This window comes from Tistrella sp., assembly GCF_002684955.1.
GTDB lineage: Bacteria > Pseudomonadota > Alphaproteobacteria > Tistrellales > Tistrellaceae > Tistrella > Tistrella mobilis.
Genome location: NZ_NYWI01000034.1, coordinates 190,001 through 207,355 on the forward strand (window position 1 = coordinate 190,001; position 17,355 = coordinate 207,355).

The window sequence follows — 17,355 nt, forward strand, 5'->3', positions numbered from 1 at the left end:
ATGCGGACCGGCCAGGGAGTTTCGTCATGTCCCGGATCAACAGGCAGACCACGGACGCCGATCAACCGCCGAAGGCGGGGGATGAGAAGCGGGCTTTCGACCGTCTGAAGGCGGCGCTGACCGAAGCCTTCGCCGCCCCAGACATGGCGTACCAGCCATTGACGGCCGCCGAGGTGATCGCCCGGAACCGGCGCTGACGAAGGCTCACCCCTTCGCCAGTTCCTCTTCCACCTGACCCAGCCGTTCCTTGCCGAAGAACATTTCCTCGCCGACATAGAAGGTCGGGATGCCGAAGGCGCCGCGGGCGACCGCCGCCTCGGTGTTGGCGGCGAGCTCGGCCTTCACCGCCGCGTCCTGGGTTGCGGCGGCGATGGCGGCACCGTCGAGGCCGGCTTCGTTCAGCGTGGCGACGAAGACCTCGGGGTCGTCCATCTTGCGGCCGGTTTCCCACATCGCGGTCTCGACGGCGTCGAGATAGGCGTCGCCCACCCCCATGCGCTTCGCGGCGATGAAGCCGCGCATGGCGAGCAGGGTGTTGACCGGGAAATGCGGGTTGATCCGGAAGGCATCGAAGCCGTGCCTGGCCACGAAGCGGCGCAGTTCCAGCGCCTCGTACTCGTTCTTGCCCTTGATGCCGGCGAAGGCGAGTATCGGCGCCTGATTGCCGGTCGCCTTGAAGATGCCGCCCAGCAGGCAGGGGATGACATTGATGGTTGCGCCGGTGCGGGCGGCTATCCGGTTCAGCACCCGGCGCGCCAGATAGGCGTTGGGGCTGCCGAAATCATAGATCATGTCGACGGTGCGGCTGCTCATGCGTCTGGTCTCCCTCACCAGGTTTCCGACCAGGGGCGCAGATCCAGTTCATGCGTCCAGGCCGATTTGGGCTGCGTATGCAGCCAGACATAATTGGCGGCGATGTCTTCGGGCTTCAGGATCAGATCCTGGTCCAGCAGCGTCTGAACATCCTCGCGGGTGGAGCGGGTGAAGGCGCCGTCGATCGCGCCGTCGACCACCACATGGGCGACATGGATGCCCCGGGGCCCCAGCTCGCGCGCCATGCTCTGGGCCACGGCCCGAAGGCCGTGCTTGGCGGCGGCGAAGGCGGCGAAGCCTTCCCGGCCGCGGATGCTGGCGGTGGCGCCGGTGAACAGGATGGTGCCCCGGCCGCGCGGCACCATCACGCGCGCAGCCTCTCGCCCGGCCAGAAAACCGGCGAAGCAGGCCATCTCCCAGACCTTGGTGAAGACGCGGGCGGTGGTGTCGCGGATGTCGAAACGAACATTCGCGCCGATGTTGAAGACCACCACCTCCAGCGGCCCGACCTCGGCCTCGATACGGTCGAAGAGGGCGACCATCTCGTCTTCGGACCGGGCATCGACCCCATAGGCATGGGCGCGGCCGCCCTCGGCGCGGATCTCGGCGGCCAGCGCCTCCACCTGATCCAGATTGCGCGGCCGGCGGGTCAGGCAGACCGCATGGCCGCGGGCGGCGAACGCCCGCGCGATCGCCCCGCCGACCCCGATGCCGGCGCCGATGACCAGGCAGGCGCCGGGCGTGGTGCCAGGCTCGGCCTGCGTCGTTGGATGGCTCATGGCGTGTTTCTCCTCCCGACCGGGTCATCATATTGCCCGGGATTATGTAAGTCCAGTTTCTGGACGAAGTTCGTATTGAATCTGGATCGAGTCAATGGAATACTGCAGCCATGAAACGCGATGATCTGAAGGACCAGCCCTGTTCCATGGCGCGCACCGTTGCGGTGATCGGCGACCGATGGACCCTGATGCTGCTGAGGGACTGCTTTCTGGGGGTGCGCCGCTTCGACACCTTCCAGGAGCGGTTGGGGATTTCGCGCACCATCATCGCCGAACGGTTGAAGCTTTTGGTCGATGAGGGCGTGCTGGCCCGGGTCCGCTATCAGGACCGCCCCCCGCGCGACGAATACCGCCTCACCCCCAAGGGCTTCGATCTCTATCCCGTGGTGATGAGCATCGTGCACTGGGGCAACCGGCATTATGCGGGGGAGGCGGGGCCGCCGATGCTGCACCGGCATCGCACTTGCGGCCACGACATCGAACCGGTGCTGACCTGCCGCGCCTGTGGCGAGGAACTGCGCGCCCGCGAGGTGGAGGTGCGCCCCGGGCCGGGGATCGGCGACGAGGCTGCGGCCGCGGCAGCCCTGCCGCCGCGGCGCGGGCAGACCGGCTGATCCCTTCGGTCAACTCCGGTGGCGCAGGGCCTCGACCAGGGCGATGAAGGCGGGGGAGGACTGCCGGCGGCTAGGATAATAGAGGTGGTAGCCGTCCCAGTCGGGCGAGAAGTCCTGCAGCACGCGCACGAGACGTCCCGCCTCGACATGAGGCAGGATGATGTCTTCCGGCGCATAGGCGAGACCGAAGCCGTCGAGTGCCGCATCGACGACGTTATAAATGTTGTTGAAGGCGAGCTGCCCGTCGACCCGGATCTTCAGCTCACGACCGTCTTCCTCAAAATCCCAGACCCAGAACCCACCCGAGGTCGGCATGCGCTGATTGATGCAGACATGCTCGACAAGGTCCCGCGGATGTTGCGGCACCGGACGGGTCTCGAAATAGCCGGGTGCGCCAACCACGGCGAAGCGGAAATCCGGACCGATCCGGGCCGAGATCATGTCTTTGGCCAGCTGTTCGCCCATCCGGACCCCGGCATCGAAGCGTTCGGTGACGATGTCGGTGAGGCCGTTGTCGAGCACGAGTTCGACCTTGATGTCCGGATGCTCGATCAGGAACCGGCGCAGCTTCGGCCAGAGCAGATGGTTGAGCGCGTGATCCGAGGCGACGATCCGGATGTTGCCGGCAGGCTTGTCGCGGAGCGCGTTCAGCGCATCGAGTTCGGCCTCGATCCCGTCGAAATGCGGCCCCAGCCCATCGAACAGCCGCTGCCCGGCCTCGGTCAGCGCGACGGCACGGGTGGTCCGGGTCAGCAGCCTGATACCCAGCCGGGCCTCCATCTGGCGGATGGTATGGCTCAGCGCCGACTGCGAGACACCGGCCTTCGCCGCGGCGCGCGTGAAGCTGCGCTCGCGCGCGACCGCCAGGAAAGCCTGCAGATCATTGAGATTTTCACGCGGCATCCATGGCCCCCGCTGGTGATGTCCCGGTCTGCATAGCATTGCCTGCGCGGGTCGGGCTGCAGGCAATTCATGAGCTGTTCTCATAACAGGATGCGGATTCTCCAGGCTAATGACCATGGGTGGCAGCTGCTAGCCTCGGGACCTTCCATCCGGAGCGATCAGGAGGACAGGGGCATGGGCCTCTCCATTACACGGCGCGGGCTGCTGCTTCAGGCAGTGGCGGCGGCTGTCATGACATCCGTACCGCTCCATGCCGCAACCCCAGGCGGAGGCACGGCCATGCAGCTGCGTTTCAGCTTCGACACTCATGATTTCACCGCAACCCTCGACGACACGCCGACGGCGCGGGATCTGATGTCGATGCTGCCGCTCGATCTCACCATCGAGGATTATTCCACCAACGAGAAGATCGCCCGCCTGCCGCGCCGGCTGACCGAGGACGGCAGCGGCCCGTTCCGGGGCGAGGCACCGGGCGATCTCTGCTATTTCGCCCCCTGGGGCAATCTCGCCTTCTTCTACGGGGGCTATGGTTTTTCGCGGGGTCTCATCCGGCTCGGCCGGCTGAATGGCGGCATCGGGCCGCTGCTCACGCGCGGCAGTTTTCCGCTGACGGTGCGGGGGCTGGCGTGACCACGGGCACGGGGCGGGCGATCCCCGGGGGCGGCACGACCGCGGCCTGGGGCGGCGTGTTTGCGATGTCGCTATGCGTCTTCGCGCTGATCGCATCGGAGTTTCTGCCGGTCAGCCTGCTGACGCCGATTGCGGCGGATCTGGCCATCACCGAAGGCCAGGCCGGGCAGGCGATCGCCGTTTCGGGCATCTTCGCCGTGTTGACCAGCCTGTCGATCAGCCATCTGGCCGGCAGGATCGACCGCAGGGCCGTGCTGCTCGCCCTGACCGGGCTGATGCTGATCTCGGGCGTGATCGTGGCCGCCGCACCCGACGGGGGGGTGCTGATGGCCGGCCGGGCGCTGCTCGGGGTGGTGATCGGCGGATTCTGGTCGATGACCACGGCCGTGGTGATGCGGCTGGTGCCGGAACACGCCGTGCCCCGGGCGCTGGCGCTGCTCAATGGCGGCAATGCGCTGGCCGCGACCATCGCGGCACCGCTCGGCAGCTTTCTGGGCGGGCTGATCGGCTGGCGCGGCGCCTTCTTCTGCCTCGTGCCGCTGGCGGCGGTTGCGTTCATCTGGCAGGCGATCAGCCTGCCGCGCATGCCGGCCGGTCGCCGGGCACGGGGCAGAAGCCCCTTCCGCCTTCTCCGACGGCGCCCGGTCGCTCTCGGCATGGCGGCAGTGCTGTTCCTGTTCATGGGTCAGTTCGCCCTGTTCACCTATCTGCGGCCGTTCCTTGAGACCGTGACGCGGGTGGATGTCGAGACACTCTCGGCGCTTCTGCTGGTGATCGGCATCTCCGGGCTGATCGGCACAAGCCTGATCGGGGCGGTGCTGACCCGCAGCCTCGGCGCGGCTCTGATCGGCATGCCGTTGATCCTGGGCGGGATCGCCCTCGGACTTGCGGTCGCGGGTGACCGGCTGTGGATCGTGGCGCCGCTGCTCGGCCTCTGGGGCCTGGTCGGCACCGCCGCCCCGGTCGGCTGGTGGACCTGGCTTGCCCGTACCCTGCCAGAGGATGCCGAGGCTGGCGGCGGGCTGATGGTCGCCATCATCCAGGCGGGCATTACGGTCGGGGCTGCCGCAGGCGGCATGCTGTTCGATGCGGGAGGCCATGCCGCGACTTTCATCTTCGCGGCGGTTCTGCTCGGCATGGCGGCCGTGCTGGCAATGCGGGCGGCGGCAGGTCGCGCACGCTGACCATCTGCCTGCCATGGCCGGCAGCTTCGCATTCTATAGGGCGCATTCATCACAGCACATGGCATGATCATCCCAAGGTTTCGCGATACGAAAACGCGCCAGGGAGGATCCGCCGATGAACCAGATTGCCATATCGGGGCACGCCGCCGCTGCCCGGTTGCTGATCGACAACTGGAATGCGGGGACGCGCCTTCCCTGTCTACCCGAGGCATTGCAGCCACAGAGCCGGGCCGAGGGCTATGCCATCCAGGCGCGGCTGGTCGCGGATCCGTCCGCGCATATCGGCTGGAAGATCGCCGCCACCAGCCTGGCTGGTCAGCGCCATATCGGCGTCGACGGTCCGCTGGCCGGCCGGTTGTTCGCAGAGCGTCTGCTACCCGATGGGGCGGTGGTGCCGCTCGCCACCAGTCTGATGCGCGTGGCCGAGGTTGAGTTCGCCTTCCGCTTCGGCCGCGACCTGCCGCCGCGCACCACGGCCTTCACGGTCGACGAGGTGATGGCGGCGGTGGCGAGCCTGCATCCGGCGATCGAACTGCCGGATTCGCGCTACGAGGATTTCTGCGCGGTGGGGGCGGCCCAGCTGATCGCCGATGATGCCTGCGCCAATCTGTTCATCCTGGGCCCGGCCACGACCGCGTCCTGGCGCGATGTCGACCTCGCCGCCGCGACGCCCTCGGCCGTGGTCACCGGTCCTGATGGCCGGATCCGCAGCCGTCATGATGGCCTCGGCGCCAATGTTCTGGGCGATCCGTGTCTGGCGCTTGCCTGGCTCGTCAACGAGGTCTCGGCCCTGGGCCTCCCGCTGCGGGCGGGCCAGGTGGTGATCACCGGCACCTGCGTGGTGCCGATCGCGGTCGAGCCGGGCGATCGGGTCGCGGCGGATTGGGGGGCCTTCGGCCAGCTGTCGGTGTCTTTTGTCTGAGACCCGACCGGTCTGACGTCAGATCAGGCTCGCCTGGGCATCCGTCTCGATCAGCCGGACATTGGCATCGGCACAGATCCGGCGGATCGGGGGCAGGTCGCAGCGGTTGGTGATGAAGGTGTTGACCTGCGACAGGTGGCCGATGCGCACCGGGGCGGTGCGTTCGAACTTGGTCGAATCGGCGACCAGGATCACATGGCGGGCATTGGCGATGATCGCCTGGGCCACCTTCACCTCGCGGAAGTCGAAATCGAGCAGCGCGCCGTCATTGTCGATGGCCGACACGCCGATCACGGCGAAATCGACCCGGAACTGGCGGATGAAATCGACCGCCGCCTCGCCCACCACGCCGCCGTCGGAACCGCGGACCACGCCGCCGGCGATGATCACCTCGATCGAGGGATAGATCCGCATCCGGTTGGCGACATTGATGTTGTTGGTGATCACCATCAGCCCGGCATGATCGGTGAGCGCGCGGCCGACCGCTTCGGTGGTGGTGCCGATATTGATGAACAACGAGGTGTTGTCGCCGATCAGCTGGGCGGCGGCGCGGCCGATCGCGGTCTTCTCGTCCGAGGCGATCAGGCTGCGCGCCTCATATTCCATGTTCTGCACGCCCGAGGGGAACAGCGCGCCGCCATGGATGCGGGTCAGCAGCCGGCGCTCGCACAGGTCGTTCAGATCCTTGCGGATGGTCTGCGGCGTCACCCCGAAATGTGTCGCCAGCTCATCGACCAGGATCCGGCCCTTGTCCTTGGCAAGCTGGACGATTTCGGCATGGCGGGGAGACAGGTACATCGGCGGCGCGTCCTCGACTGCGGGTTTCCGGCGGTCCCTTGGGCCCCCGGCTTTCGTTTCGGTCATCATATAGCGAGGAACGAAAGTGCGAAAAGCCGAACTTGGCCGATCGCACATCAGCGGTTCAGCCGCCGCCAGCGCGCCGGAGGCTGGCCGGTCCACTGGCGGAAGGCGCGTTGGAAGGCGCTGGGCTCCGAGAAGTCGAGCCGGTCGGCGATGTCCGCGAGCGAAAGTTCGGTGCGCCTCAACAGGCTGCAGGCCAGATCGCGGCGCAACTCGTCGCGGACCAGCCGGAATGACATGCCGGAAGATGCAAGTCGACGGGCGAGCGTCGCCCGTGACATGCCGAGCGCCCGCGCGGCCGCGGTTTCGCTGAGCCCGGCATAGGGGCGGGTGGCGGCCAGCAGGTGGCGGAGCGCCGCTTCGGTCCCCGCCGGCGCGGTGGGCGCGGTCATCAGCTCGACCAGACGGCGGGTGAAGGCGCCGGCACTGTCTGGCCGCGCCGTGACCGGCAGGGCCAGGCTGCCCGGGGCGAATTCCAGCCCGCCCGGCGTCGCGCCATGTTCCACCGCCCGGCCGAACAGGAAGGTCGATTCCGCGGCCAGCGCGCCAAAGCGCTCGGGCAGCATCACCCGGCGCAGCGGCGGCGCCTCTCCCGCCAGCCAGCCGATGACATGGATCAGCCCGAGCAGGATCAGATGCGGCATCAGCAGGGCATCGGCCTGCACGGCCGTCCGCGGGGTAAGCTCAAGCCGGACCGGACCGGCCGGCCCCTCGGGCAGCGCAACCCGCCAGGGTGCGGCCCCGTCGAAGACCCGGATCATGCGCGCGGCGGCATCGATCGCGGGGCCGGTCGCGGGCATATGCGCCATCAGCCTCAGCAGTTCCGCCGTCGTCCCCGGCGGCACCGGCCGGGCCAGATGGCCCAGGAACTCGTCGCCGGCGGCGCCGACGGCCAGCCGCTGCAGGCGCCGATAGGCGATCGGTGCCACCCGTGGCCCGTCGGCCTCCAGCAGGCGCGGATCGATGCCGGCCCGCTGATGGATGCGCCGCAGGGTGTCGGCCGCCAGCGGCAGCCGGTCGGTCAGCTCACGCGCGAAGCGGGCCGGGATGGTGGGCGTGATCCAGCGGCGGAGGGGAGGCGGGCTTTCGGTCATGTCGCGTGAGACGCCCCGTCATTGTGCCAGGCGGCAGGCCGGATCATCCTGAAAGGCCAGAACGGCATGGATGCCGCAACCGGAGGAGGAGACCGCGCCCATGGCCCCGCTGATGCTCGACGGCCTCGACGACTATGCCAGCACCGGTTCGCCGCGCAAATACCGCTCCACCGCCGGCAGCCAGGAGACGGCGCCGCCCGCGCGGGTGGAGGACGCCTGGACGGCACTGGAGCGCGACGGCTATGTCATCCTGGAAAATCTGTTCACACCCGACGAGGTGGCCCGGATGCGGGCGGCGGTGCTGCCGCATATGGCGCCGCGCGGCGGCCGCAACCCGTTCGAGGGGCTGAAGACCCGCCGGCTTTATGCCGTGATCGCCAAGACGCTGGCCTGCAACCCGCTGGTCGAACATCCGCTGGTGCTGGCCCTGCTCGACCGGGTGTTCGAGCCCAATTATCTGCTCTCGCAATTGCAGGTGATCGACATCCTGCCGGGGGAAGAGGCGCAGGCGCTGCATTTCGACGACAGTTTTTACAGCCTGCCGCGGCCGCGGCCGGTGCTCGGGGCGGCGACGATCATGGCGCTGGATGACTTTACGCCCCTGAACGGCGCCACCCGGGTCATCCCCGGCAGCCATCGCTGGGGCAACCGCCTGCCCACGCCCGAAGAGGCGGACGGGGCGATCCCGGTGGTGATGCCGGCGGGATCGGTGGTGCTGTTCCTGGGCACGCTCTGGCACAGTGGCGGTGCCAACCGCAGCGAGCGCGCGCGCCTGGCGCTCACCGCCCAGTACTGCGCGCCCTGGTGCCGCCAGCAGGAAAATTTCAGCCTGTCGGTACCGCTTCCGGTGGTGAAGCAGTGCAGCGAGCATGTCCGGCGGATGCTGGGCTATTCGATCCACGCCCCCTTCATGGGCATGGTCGACGGCATGCATCCGAAACGGCTGCTGGAGGATCGGCCCTCCGCGGAGGTCTGAGGCGGAACACGCCGGGCAGCACCGCGTTGCGTCGGGAAAGGCGCCGGGTTTTCCGGCCGCCCCCGACGGAAGGCTGTTGTCATGGATGGAATGGGCGAAGGGCGCCTGCCGCGGTTTCTGATCGCCCATGCCGCGGCGGGCTATGTGCTGGCGCTGGGCGTTGTTGCCGCACTGTTCGCCGGGGATGTCTCGGGGCTGCGCGGGCTGGTTCTGGAGGTGCGTGGCGGGCTGCTTGCGGGGGCCGTCTTCACCCTGTTGATGGGGCAGACGCTGGCCGTGGTGCAGATCGCCTTCGCGCTCTGGCTGCTGGCCGGCGCGCCGGGGGAGGGCGGCGGCGGGCACCGCGCGCGCCTGCGACCTTCCGGCATCTTGACCCTCGCCAGGGCGGGGCCATAGTCATGGAAGATGCGTCACCGCGCTGAAGGGGAGCGCCCGTTCGATGCCCATGCTGGTCCGTTTCGTCGTCATGCACGCCCTGGTGGGCTTCGGGCTCGCCTTCGCCGTGGTCGGCGCCCTGCTCTGGTTCGACGTTTCGGGCCTGGGCACGCTGATGAGCACCAATGCCGACGGGCCGCTGGCCGCGGCGGTGCTGACCTTCTTCATGGGGCTGACGCTGGGCAGCGTTCAGGTCGCCTTCGCGGTCTGGTTCCAGGCCGGCGACGACCATGGCGGCTCGGGCGGCAGGCGCATCCGCATCCCGCAGATCTTCCTGCCGCCGCGGCGGGCGGTTGCTCATGCGCCCGTGCCCGCGCGTACAACCGGCGGACGGGCCTGATCGTCAGGACACCAAGACGCCGCCGTCATCCGTGGAAGCCGGCGCAGCCAGCGTCGACGACGGCAGATCGTCGATCATCAGCTGCGGGCGCTGCCAGACGGCGCGGGCTTTTTGTGGTGTCGGAGACCGGGCGGTTCAGCTGCATGATATGATGCCCTACGTGTCGCAGGATTGGTGTCGGGAGGCAGGCTCGCAGATCACGATATCCCGGACATCAGGAGATGCCGTAAAGGGTGTCGTCGTTAAAGCCGGCTGGATTGAACATGGTGGACGACGATACGTCGTCGGCCAGCAGCTGTGGGCGCCGCCAGACGGTGCGCGGCATTGCGGTGGTGTCGGATGTCTCGGCACCGGAGACCGGGTGATTCTGCTGCATGACGCGGGGCCTGTCGTACTTTAAAGTTGAGGGCAAATGCGCCCGAGAGAAGTCTACAGCAGGCACTGCCTTTGGAGCCATATCTCAGTGTCGCGGATCAAGGTTGTGCCTCACGATTATTGATGAGGGCCAGATACGCATCACGCCGTCGGCCAATGCCGCGCCCGCCGCGGCCAGCGCGGTGTCGGGCATGCTGCCCAGGGCCTCCAGGATGAACCAGAGCCGGCGCGAGTCTGCGGTCAGGCGGGTGCGCAGCCCCTGGCGCCAGTTCCAGCGCCGGCAGGTGACGCCGGCCTCGTCGCACCAGACCACCTCGCCCGGGTCGGGTGTTTCGATCGCCGGGGCACCGTCTTTCATCACGTCGAACGGCTCGGTGCCGCTGGCGCGGATCAGGCGGGGGGCGCCCCGATAGGCCTCCAGATCCTCGCCGCCCACGGGGATGGCGAAGGCCAGGCTGACGGCGTTATAGAGATCCACCACCAGCCCGGCCGGGGGCAGGGCGCCGTCCCGGATGGCGCGCTTGCGCAGGGCTTCCGCCGATGACGGGGTGCGGGCGGGTTTGGCGCCGAAGGCCCGGAAGGCCGCCCGCCAGTCATCGAGATGCGCCGCCGCCCAGTCCGGCCCGCCGGCCTGCACCTGGCCGATGGCGCGGGCCAGGGTCTCGGCCACGATCGCATCCGCATCGGTCACCGCCGGTCCTGCGAGGGTGACGGTCAGGCTGACGGCCCGGAAATCCGGACGCAGGGCGTGGATGGCGGGGTCGATCACGGGGGTGACGGGCTGGGCGGACATGCAGCAGATCCATGAACCTGGGGTTGGGTGTCTGAGGATATCATAACCCGGCAGCGCCGGGCCGTCGTTGGCCCTGCACGCAAGAGCTGTGGCATGCGGTGGCCGGTCGTGTCACGCTATGGCAGCGGAGACCCCTGACGGAGATCCCGACCCATGGTCGTGACGGCCGAGCCGCTGATCCGGCGTGACCCGGTCGCCGAAGCCGCAATTGCGGACGAGGCGATCACGGGGCGGCTTGCCTGCGACCCGGCGCGGCCCTGGCCGCTGCCGCCGGTCGGCATCGGCGCCTGGCAGGCACGACTTCCGGCCTGCGCCGCCCGGCTGATGCGCACGGCGCTGGCCGCGGGGCTGGGGCCGCTTGTCCCCGACCTGCTGAATGTCCGGCTGTGCCGGCCGATCTTCCATGCCCGGCTGGAACTGGCGGAGCTGCTGGTCCGCCGTCCCGACGGCCGTTTCGCGACCCTGCTTCTGGGCATGCTGCCCGACCGGCTGGGCCATGTCGACGGCACCTCGCGCGTCGTTCATGCACTGAATGCCGCCGATCCGCCCTTGCTCGACGGTCCCGAACAGGTGATGGACTATCTGCGCTGGTTCTGCGCCGTGGTCTGCGGCGATCATGGCGGCTTTCTGGTGGTGGAGCGCCTGACCGATCTGCCCTTTACCGCTGTGACGCCCGCGCTGGGCGACCGCCTGGCGCAGGTGTTGAAGCCGCTGACGGTCCATGGCCGCACCGCCGGCGGCGACTGGATGATCGCCGGCTGCCTGCTGCATGCTGCCGCCCTCTATCAGGTCGAAATGCGGGTCGGCCCCGACGGGCTGGTCGAGATGCTGGACGATTGCATCGCCCTGGACAACCTGCCCTGCCGCCGGCCCGGAATCCGGCGGGGCTATCGGGTCGCGGATGTCGCCGACTGATCGGCCTGCATGCCATGGCATTGAAGCCGCCGCGGCGGTGATACAGATCGCGTTATTGACGCAGCCCTCCATCTCCTCAACAATCAGGTCTAGGTCGAACGTTTGTTCTAACTGACCGCCGGTCATCGCCGGGTAAACGGTCGTACCGGACGAACGGATCGATACAAGGCCGCGACAGACGGCCGCGACGGGAGGACTGCCACCGTGAACGCCCAGGCGCTGTTCGCGATGATGGTGCAGCAGGGGGATGTGGTCACCGACCGCTTCCGCGATGCCGTGCGCCATCATCCTGACCAAACCTTCATCCGCTATGGCGAGGAGGGCCGCGACCTCAGTTTCGCCGCCTTCGAGGCCGAGGTGGCGACCCTTGCCGCCGCCCTGCAGGAGATGGGGCTGGAGCCCGACGACCGCGTGTCGGTCTTCACCCGGAATTCCTGGATCGCCACGCTTGCCATGTTCGCGGTCTGGGAGGCGGGCGCCGTTTATGCGCCGGTCAATTTCAACTATGCCGGCCGGCTGCTGGCCTATCAGCTGAACGACACCGCACCGCGGGTGCTGATCACCGATGCCGATCTGGCCCCGGCGGTCGCGGCGGTGCTGGACGAGGTGCGCCTGACCAATATCGTGGTGCACCGGCCGCTGCCCTCGGATCACGACCATGATCCGGCGAAGGCCGCCCTGCCGCCTGCGCTTCTGGCCCGACCGGGCCTGCATGATCTGGCCGAGCTGATGCGCACCCCGCGTCGCCACCGGCCGGTGACCCGCGGGGCCGCCGATATCGCCAACATCATCTACACCTCGGGCACCACCGGCCCGGCCAAGGGCGTGGTGCAGCCCTTCCGCTGGATCAACCAGTACACCTTCAACAGCCGCGCCTTTCTGACGCCGGAGGACACGATCTATTGCGACCTGCCGCTCTATCACGTCGGCGGCGCGATGTTCCTGGTCGCCAAGGCCTGCTGGACCGGCTGCGCCGTGTCGCTCTGGGACAAGTTCAGCCCGACCAGGTTCTGGGACCGGGTGCGCGCCCATCGGGCGAGCAATGCCGTGCTGCTGGACGTGATGGTGCCCTGGCTGATGAGCGCCGACCCCCGCGCGGACGACCGGGACAACACCATGATGCGGGTGCATATGCAGCCGCTGCCGGCGCGCCATCACGAGGTGGCGCAGCGTTTCGGCATCCCCTTCTCCACCGCCGGCTTCGGCCAGACCGAAAGCGGCAACGGCTTCGTCGCCCTGATCGACCAGTTCGGCGAGACCGAGGCCAAGCGCCCGGAGTTCCGGGTCGGGCATGACCGGGCGACGGTGCTGGAGATCGCCCGCCGCCGCGGCGTCATGGTGGTGGATGGCGCCGAACCGCTGGCCAAGGGCTTCATGGGCCGGCCTTCGCCGCTGCTGGAGGCAGCGGTGCTGGATGCCGACGACAATGTGCTGGGGCCCGACGAGGCCGGGCAGCTGGCCTTCCGGCCGCGCTTTCCGCATCTGCTGTTGAAGAGCTATTTCAACAAGCCGGATGCCACCATCAAGACCTTCTCGAACCTCTGGTTCCACACCGGCGATGCGGTGCGGCGGACCGAAGACGACGTCTATTACTTCATCGACCGCATGGGCGGCTTCTTCCGGGTGCGCGGCGAGAACGTCTCGTCCTACCAGGTGGAGGATCTGCTGAACACCCATCCGGACATCCGCGCCACGGCGGCCCTGCCGGTCCCGGCGGAGGAAGGCGAGGAAGAGGACTGCGCCGTCTTCATCCAGCTGGTCGAGGGCTGCAGCATGACCGAGGCGGAGCTGCGCAGCTTCGCGGCCTCGGTGATGCCGCGCTACATGACGCCGCGCCATGTGCGCTTCGTCGAGGCGCTGCCGGTGACACCCACCAACAAGATCGAGAAGTACAAGCTGAAACAATCCCTTCTGGCCGAACTCGCCGCCGCGCGCGCGGCCGCGGAGACGGGCCGATGACGGCGGCGACGCCGCTGCTGGAGCTGGACCGTGTGGGGATCAACCTGCGCACCGGCGGCGGGATCGTCTCGGCCACCCGCGACGTCTCGTTCAAGGTGGGGGCCGCGGAGCGGATCGGCATCGTGGGCGAAAGCGGCTGCGGCAAGACGTTGACCGGGCTTGCGATCATGCAGCTGCTGCCGCGTGGCCTCGCCAGGATCGACGGCGCCATCCGCTTCGAGGGCCGTGACCTGCTGAAGCTCTCGGGGCGGGAGCTGCGCCGGGTGCGCGGGGCCGGCATCGCCATGATCTTCCAGGAACCGATGAGCGCGCTCGACCCGGTCTTCACCATCGGCGAGCAGATCGTCGAGACCATTCTGGCGCATGAGGCGGTGTCGCGGCGCGAGGCGAAGGAACGCGCGGTCGACCTGCTGGCGCGGGTCGGCATCCCGCTGCCGGCGCGGCGGGCGGGGGAATATCCCCACCAGCTGTCGGGCGGCATGCGCCAGCGGGCGATGATCGCCATCGCGCTGGCCTGCAACCCCAAATTGTTGATCGCCGACGAGCCGACCACGGCGCTGGATGTCACCATCCAGGCCCAGATCATCGATCTGCTGGTCGACCTCAGCGAAACTACCGGCACGGCGCTGCTGTTCATCACCCATGATCTGGGGGTGGTCGCCGAGACCTGCACCCGGATGGTGACGATGTATGCGGGCGAGGTGGTCGAGGATGCCACCGTCGACGACGCGCTGGTCCGGCCCCGCCACCCCTATACCGCCGGGCTGTTCTCTGCCCTGCCGCGGCTGGTGGAGCGCGGCGCGCCGCTGCCCTCCATCCCCGGCCGGGTGCCGCCCCTGATGGCGATGCCCGAGGGCTGCCGTTTCCGCCCCCGCTGCCCCCATGCCGAGGAGGCCTGTACCGCGGCACAGGCCATGCGTGAGCCCGAGCCCGGCCACCGCGCCCGTTGCCGGCGCACCGGGGAACTCCAGCTGGAGGGCACCGTCGGATGATCACCGTGAAGCCCGCCCATCGACAGGCAGCCGCTACGACCGCAGACCAGCCGATGCTGTCGGTCGAGGATCTGCGCGTCACCTTCACCACTGCCGACGGCGAAAGCCTGAAGGCGGTGGACGGGATCAGCTTCGAGGTCCGCCCGGGCGAGACCTTCGGCGTGATCGGCGAAAGCGGATCGGGCAAGTCGACGCTCGGCCGCGCCATCGTCCGCCTGCTCGACCCGACCGGCGGGCGGATCCTGTACGAGGGCGACGACATCGCCCGGCTGAAGGGCCGGCGCCTGCGGCACAAGCGCCGCGAGCTGCAGATCATCTTCCAGGACCCGAATGCGGCCCTGAACCCGCGGATGAGCATTCTCGACAGCGTTCGTGAGCCGCTGGACGTGGTGGGGGAGGGGGATCGCGCCTCGCGGACCGGCCGCGCACTCGACCTGCTCGACCGGGTGGGGATCAGCGCGGAACAGGCGCGGCGCTATCCGCACGAGCTGTCGGGCGGCCAGAAGCAGCGGGTCAACATTGCCCGCTCGCTGACGCTCAACCCGAAACTGGTGGTCTGCGACGAGGTGGTGGCGGCGCTGGATGTGTCGATCCGCGGCGACGTGCTCAACCTCTTCGCCGAGATCCAGCGCGAACGCGGCCTCGCCTATGTCTTCATCACCCACGATATCGGCGTGGTCTCGCATATCAGCGACCGGGTGGCGGTGATGTATCTGGGCCGGTTCATGGAGCTGGGGCCGGTGGCGGCCGTGGCCGAACGGCCGATGCACCCCTATACCCGCGCGCTGATGTCGGCCGAGCCGGTGCCGCTGCCGTCCCATCTGCGCCAGAAGCGCCGGATCCTGCTGGAGGGTGAGATCCCGTCGCCGCTGAACCCGCCTTCGGGCTGCCGCTTCCGCACCCGCTGCCCCCATGCGCAGGCGACTTGCGCCGAGCGGGTGCCCGACTGGCGCCCCGTCGCCCCCGACCATTTCGTCGCCTGCCACTTCGCCGAGGAGCTGGCGCCCGGCTGACGAAGACCGGACCCAACCAGAATGACCGCATCAGGCGGCACGGCCGACCGCGACAGAAGATCCGGCGGCGGCCACCAGGGAGGAAGACCAGAATGACCAAGGATCCGTTCAACATCTCTGCGGGCGAGCCGGTCACCGTCGGGGGCCGCCCGGCTTTCGCGATGGACCGCCGCCGTTTCCTGTCGCTGCTGGGCGCCGGTGCCGCCGGTGCCGCGGCATCCGGCATGCTGCCCGGCCATGTCCGCCGGGCGCTGGCCGCGGGCGGCGTGCTGAAGGTGGCGGCCCCCGCCAACCCGTCGAGCCTGGACCCGATGACGGGTGGCTCGGGCCAGGACCATCCCTTCCTCTACACCGTCTTCGACACGCTGGTGGAATGGGAATATGAAAGCCTGGACCCCAAGCCCGGCCTGGCGCGCGCCTGGAGCTTCCCCGACCCCAAGACCCTGGTGATGGATCTGCAGGAGGGGGTGAAATTCCACGACGGCACCGATTTCAATGCCGAGGCGGTGAAGTTCAACCTGGACCGCAATCGCGGGGATCAGCGCTCCAACATCAAGGCCGACCTGATCAATGTCGAGGCGGTGGAGGTGAGCGGGCCGCATCAGGTCACCATCCGGCTGAAGAACCCCGATGCCGCCCTGCCGATGATCCTGTCGGATCGCGCCGGCATGATGTGCTCGCCCAAGGCGGTGACGGAGAAGGGCGATGCCCATGACCGCAACCCCGTCGGCACCGGCGCCTGGAGCTTCGTCACCTGGAACGACAACGAAAAAGTGGTCGTGAAGCGCAACGAGGGCTATTGGAAAAAGGGCACGCCCAAGGTCGACGGCATCGAATTCGCGATCATTCCGGAACTCTCCACCGGGCTGCGCTCGGTGATGGCCGGGCAGAACCATTTCGTCTATTTCCTGTCGCCCCAGCAGGGGCTGATCGCGAAGCGGGCGCCGAAGCTGACCACCTTTACCGGCCCGACGCTCTATTGCATCCAGATCTATTTCAACTGGGCGCGCAAGCCGCTGGATGATGTCCGGGTCCGCCAGGCGATCAACCATGCCATTGATCGCGACGCTTTCGTCAAAGTGACGATGAACGGCATCGGCGAGAAGGCGATCACCAACCTGCCCTCCGCCCATTGGGCCTTCGACAAAGAGCTGGCCGGCTACTACCCCTATGATCCCGAGAAGGCCAAGGCGCTGCTTGCCGAGGCGGGCTATGCCGACGGGCTGGATCTGCATCTGGGCGGCTATCCCGACCAGAGTTCGGTGCAGCGCCAGGAATTCATCATGGAGCAGCTGCGCCAGGTCGGCATCCGGGTGCGCTATTCGATCGGCACCATTCCCGAGGCCTCGGCCGCCTTCTTCGGCAACGAAAAGAAGACCGACGCCCTGGTCTCGGCCTGGACCGGCCGGCCCGATCCCAGCCTGACCTTCTCGCTGATGTACCTGCCCGACGCCTATTACAATGGCGGCCGCGGCCCGGTGCCCGACGAGCTGGTGCAGGCGATCGCCGCCAGCCGTGCCTCGCCCGACAAGGAGGCGCGCAAGCTGGCCTTCTCGAAGGTCCAGAAGCTGGTGCTCGACAATGCCCTGGTCTGCCCGCTGGCCTTCCTGTCGGCGCTGGACGTGGCGGGTGAGAAGGTGGAGGGCTACAAGCCCAACCTGCTGAACAAGCCCAAGCTCTACGACGTGTCGCTGGCCTGACCTCTGCGCCCCGCGGCCGGGTGGGGACGTCCTGCCCGGCCACGCCTCGCGGCTCCC

General features: G+C 68.4%; 20 protein-coding genes. 13 read left to right on the forward strand and 7 right to left on the reverse strand.

Annotation, left to right across the window (positions count from 1 at the left end):
• Positions 1–26 precede the first annotated feature (26 nt).
• Positions 27–197, forward strand: a complete 171-nt coding sequence (locus CMO28_RS11565; RefSeq protein ID WP_296713582.1) for a hypothetical protein — start codon at positions 27–29, stop codon at positions 195–197.
• 7 nt (positions 198–204) lie between these two features.
• On the opposite strand, the gene CMO28_RS11570 is transcribed toward CMO28_RS11565, so the two are convergent.
• Together CMO28_RS11570 and CMO28_RS11575 are read right to left on the reverse strand one after the other, a co-directional pair.
• Entirely contained in the window at positions 205–813 is a 609-nt protein-coding gene (locus tag CMO28_RS11570; RefSeq protein ID WP_296713584.1) for a 2-hydroxychromene-2-carboxylate isomerase, read from the reverse strand.
• Between the two features lie 14 nt (positions 814–827).
• Entirely contained in the window at positions 828–1,592 is a 765-nt protein-coding gene (locus CMO28_RS11575; protein ID WP_296713586.1) for an SDR family NAD(P)-dependent oxidoreductase, read from the reverse strand.
• A gap of 110 nt (positions 1,593–1,702) precedes the next feature.
• Between CMO28_RS11575 and CMO28_RS11580 the strand changes: the two genes are divergently transcribed.
• Positions 1,703–2,206 carry a winged helix-turn-helix transcriptional regulator gene (locus CMO28_RS11580; protein WP_296713588.1) on the forward strand — a complete coding sequence of 168 codons (504 nt, stop codon included), beginning with the start codon at positions 1,703–1,705 and terminating at the stop codon, positions 2,204–2,206.
• Between the two features lie 9 nt (positions 2,207–2,215).
• Here the strand turns inward: CMO28_RS11580 and CMO28_RS11585 are convergent, their stop codons facing one another.
• Positions 2,216–3,109 (reverse strand): LysR family transcriptional regulator, encoded by an 894-nt coding sequence (locus tag CMO28_RS11585; RefSeq protein WP_296713589.1) that lies wholly within the window; start codon positions 3,107–3,109, stop codon positions 2,216–2,218.
• 231 nt (positions 3,110–3,340) lie between these two features.
• Here CMO28_RS11585 and CMO28_RS11590 point away from each other — a divergent pair, with 231 nt between their 5' ends.
• The 3 genes from CMO28_RS11590 (at position 3,341) to CMO28_RS11600 (ending at position 5,845) form a co-directional block, all read left to right on the forward strand.
• Positions 3,341–3,739 carry a cyclophilin-like fold protein gene (locus CMO28_RS11590; RefSeq protein WP_416370968.1) on the forward strand — a complete coding sequence of 133 codons (399 nt, stop codon included), beginning with the start codon at positions 3,341–3,343 and terminating at the stop codon, positions 3,737–3,739.
• Between the two features lie 65 nt (positions 3,740–3,804).
• Positions 3,805–4,923 carry an MFS transporter gene (locus CMO28_RS11595; protein ID WP_322111337.1) on the forward strand — a complete coding sequence of 373 codons (1,119 nt, stop codon included), beginning with the start codon at positions 3,805–3,807 and terminating at the stop codon, positions 4,921–4,923.
• 115 nt (positions 4,924–5,038) lie between these two features.
• Positions 5,039–5,845, forward strand: a complete 807-nt coding sequence (locus CMO28_RS11600; protein WP_296713593.1) for a 2-keto-4-pentenoate hydratase — start codon at positions 5,039–5,041, stop codon at positions 5,843–5,845.
• An 18-nt stretch (positions 5,846–5,863) separates the two neighbouring features.
• On the opposite strand, the gene CMO28_RS11605 is transcribed toward CMO28_RS11600, so the two are convergent.
• Positions 5,864–6,643, reverse strand: a complete 780-nt coding sequence (locus CMO28_RS11605; protein ID WP_062761868.1) for a DeoR/GlpR family DNA-binding transcription regulator — start codon at positions 6,641–6,643, stop codon at positions 5,864–5,866.
• A gap of 116 nt (positions 6,644–6,759) precedes the next feature.
• Complete coding sequence (locus CMO28_RS11610) at positions 6,760–7,800, reverse strand: helix-turn-helix domain-containing protein (protein WP_296713597.1); 1,041 nt, start codon at positions 7,798–7,800, stop codon at positions 6,760–6,762.
• Between the two features lie 100 nt (positions 7,801–7,900).
• Here CMO28_RS11610 and CMO28_RS11615 point away from each other — a divergent pair, with 100 nt between their 5' ends.
• The 3 genes from CMO28_RS11615 (at position 7,901) to CMO28_RS11625 (ending at position 9,551) form a co-directional block, all read left to right on the forward strand.
• A complete protein-coding gene (locus CMO28_RS11615; protein WP_296713599.1) occupies positions 7,901–8,776 on the forward strand; it encodes a phytanoyl-CoA dioxygenase family protein in 876 nt (291 codons plus the stop codon).
• An 81-nt stretch (positions 8,777–8,857) separates the two neighbouring features.
• Positions 8,858–9,172 carry a hypothetical protein gene (locus CMO28_RS11620; protein WP_296713600.1) on the forward strand — a complete coding sequence of 105 codons (315 nt, stop codon included), beginning with the start codon at positions 8,858–8,860 and terminating at the stop codon, positions 9,170–9,172.
• 43 nt (positions 9,173–9,215) lie between these two features.
• Positions 9,216–9,551 (forward strand): hypothetical protein, encoded by a 336-nt coding sequence (locus CMO28_RS11625; RefSeq protein ID WP_296713602.1) that lies wholly within the window; start codon positions 9,216–9,218, stop codon positions 9,549–9,551.
• Positions 9,552–9,765: 214 nt separating this feature from the next.
• Here CMO28_RS11625 and CMO28_RS11630 read toward each other — a convergent pair whose 3' ends face one another.
• Together CMO28_RS11630 and CMO28_RS11635 are read right to left on the reverse strand one after the other, a co-directional pair.
• A complete protein-coding gene (locus tag CMO28_RS11630; protein ID WP_296713603.1) occupies positions 9,766–9,927 on the reverse strand; it encodes a hypothetical protein in 162 nt (53 codons plus the stop codon).
• An 84-nt stretch (positions 9,928–10,011) separates the two neighbouring features.
• Entirely contained in the window at positions 10,012–10,719 is a 708-nt protein-coding gene (locus CMO28_RS11635) for a B3/4 domain-containing protein (RefSeq protein WP_296713604.1), read from the reverse strand.
• 153 nt (positions 10,720–10,872) lie between these two features.
• Between CMO28_RS11635 and CMO28_RS11640 the strand changes: the two genes are divergently transcribed.
• The 5 genes from CMO28_RS11640 (at position 10,873) to CMO28_RS11660 (ending at position 17,298) form a co-directional block, all read left to right on the forward strand.
• Positions 10,873–11,634: a hypothetical protein gene (locus CMO28_RS11640; RefSeq protein ID WP_296713606.1), complete on the forward strand. Its 762-nt coding sequence runs from the start codon at positions 10,873–10,875 to the stop codon at positions 11,632–11,634.
• Between the two features lie 204 nt (positions 11,635–11,838).
• Positions 11,839–13,593 carry a class I adenylate-forming enzyme family protein gene (locus tag CMO28_RS11645; RefSeq protein ID WP_296713608.1) on the forward strand — a complete coding sequence of 585 codons (1,755 nt, stop codon included), beginning with the start codon at positions 11,839–11,841 and terminating at the stop codon, positions 13,591–13,593.
• Positions 13,590–14,585, forward strand: a complete 996-nt coding sequence (locus tag CMO28_RS11650) for an ABC transporter ATP-binding protein (RefSeq protein ID WP_296713609.1) — start codon at positions 13,590–13,592, stop codon at positions 14,583–14,585. The genes CMO28_RS11645 and CMO28_RS11650 overlap by 4 nt, the downstream gene beginning before the upstream one ends.
• Positions 14,582–15,598, forward strand: a complete 1,017-nt coding sequence (locus CMO28_RS11655; RefSeq protein WP_296713611.1) for an ABC transporter ATP-binding protein — start codon at positions 14,582–14,584, stop codon at positions 15,596–15,598. Before CMO28_RS11650 ends, CMO28_RS11655 begins: the two co-directional genes overlap by 4 nt.
• 92 nt (positions 15,599–15,690) lie before the next feature.
• A complete protein-coding gene (locus tag CMO28_RS11660; RefSeq protein ID WP_296713613.1) occupies positions 15,691–17,298 on the forward strand; it encodes an ABC transporter substrate-binding protein in 1,608 nt (535 codons plus the stop codon).
• Positions 17,299–17,355 lie beyond the last annotated feature (57 nt).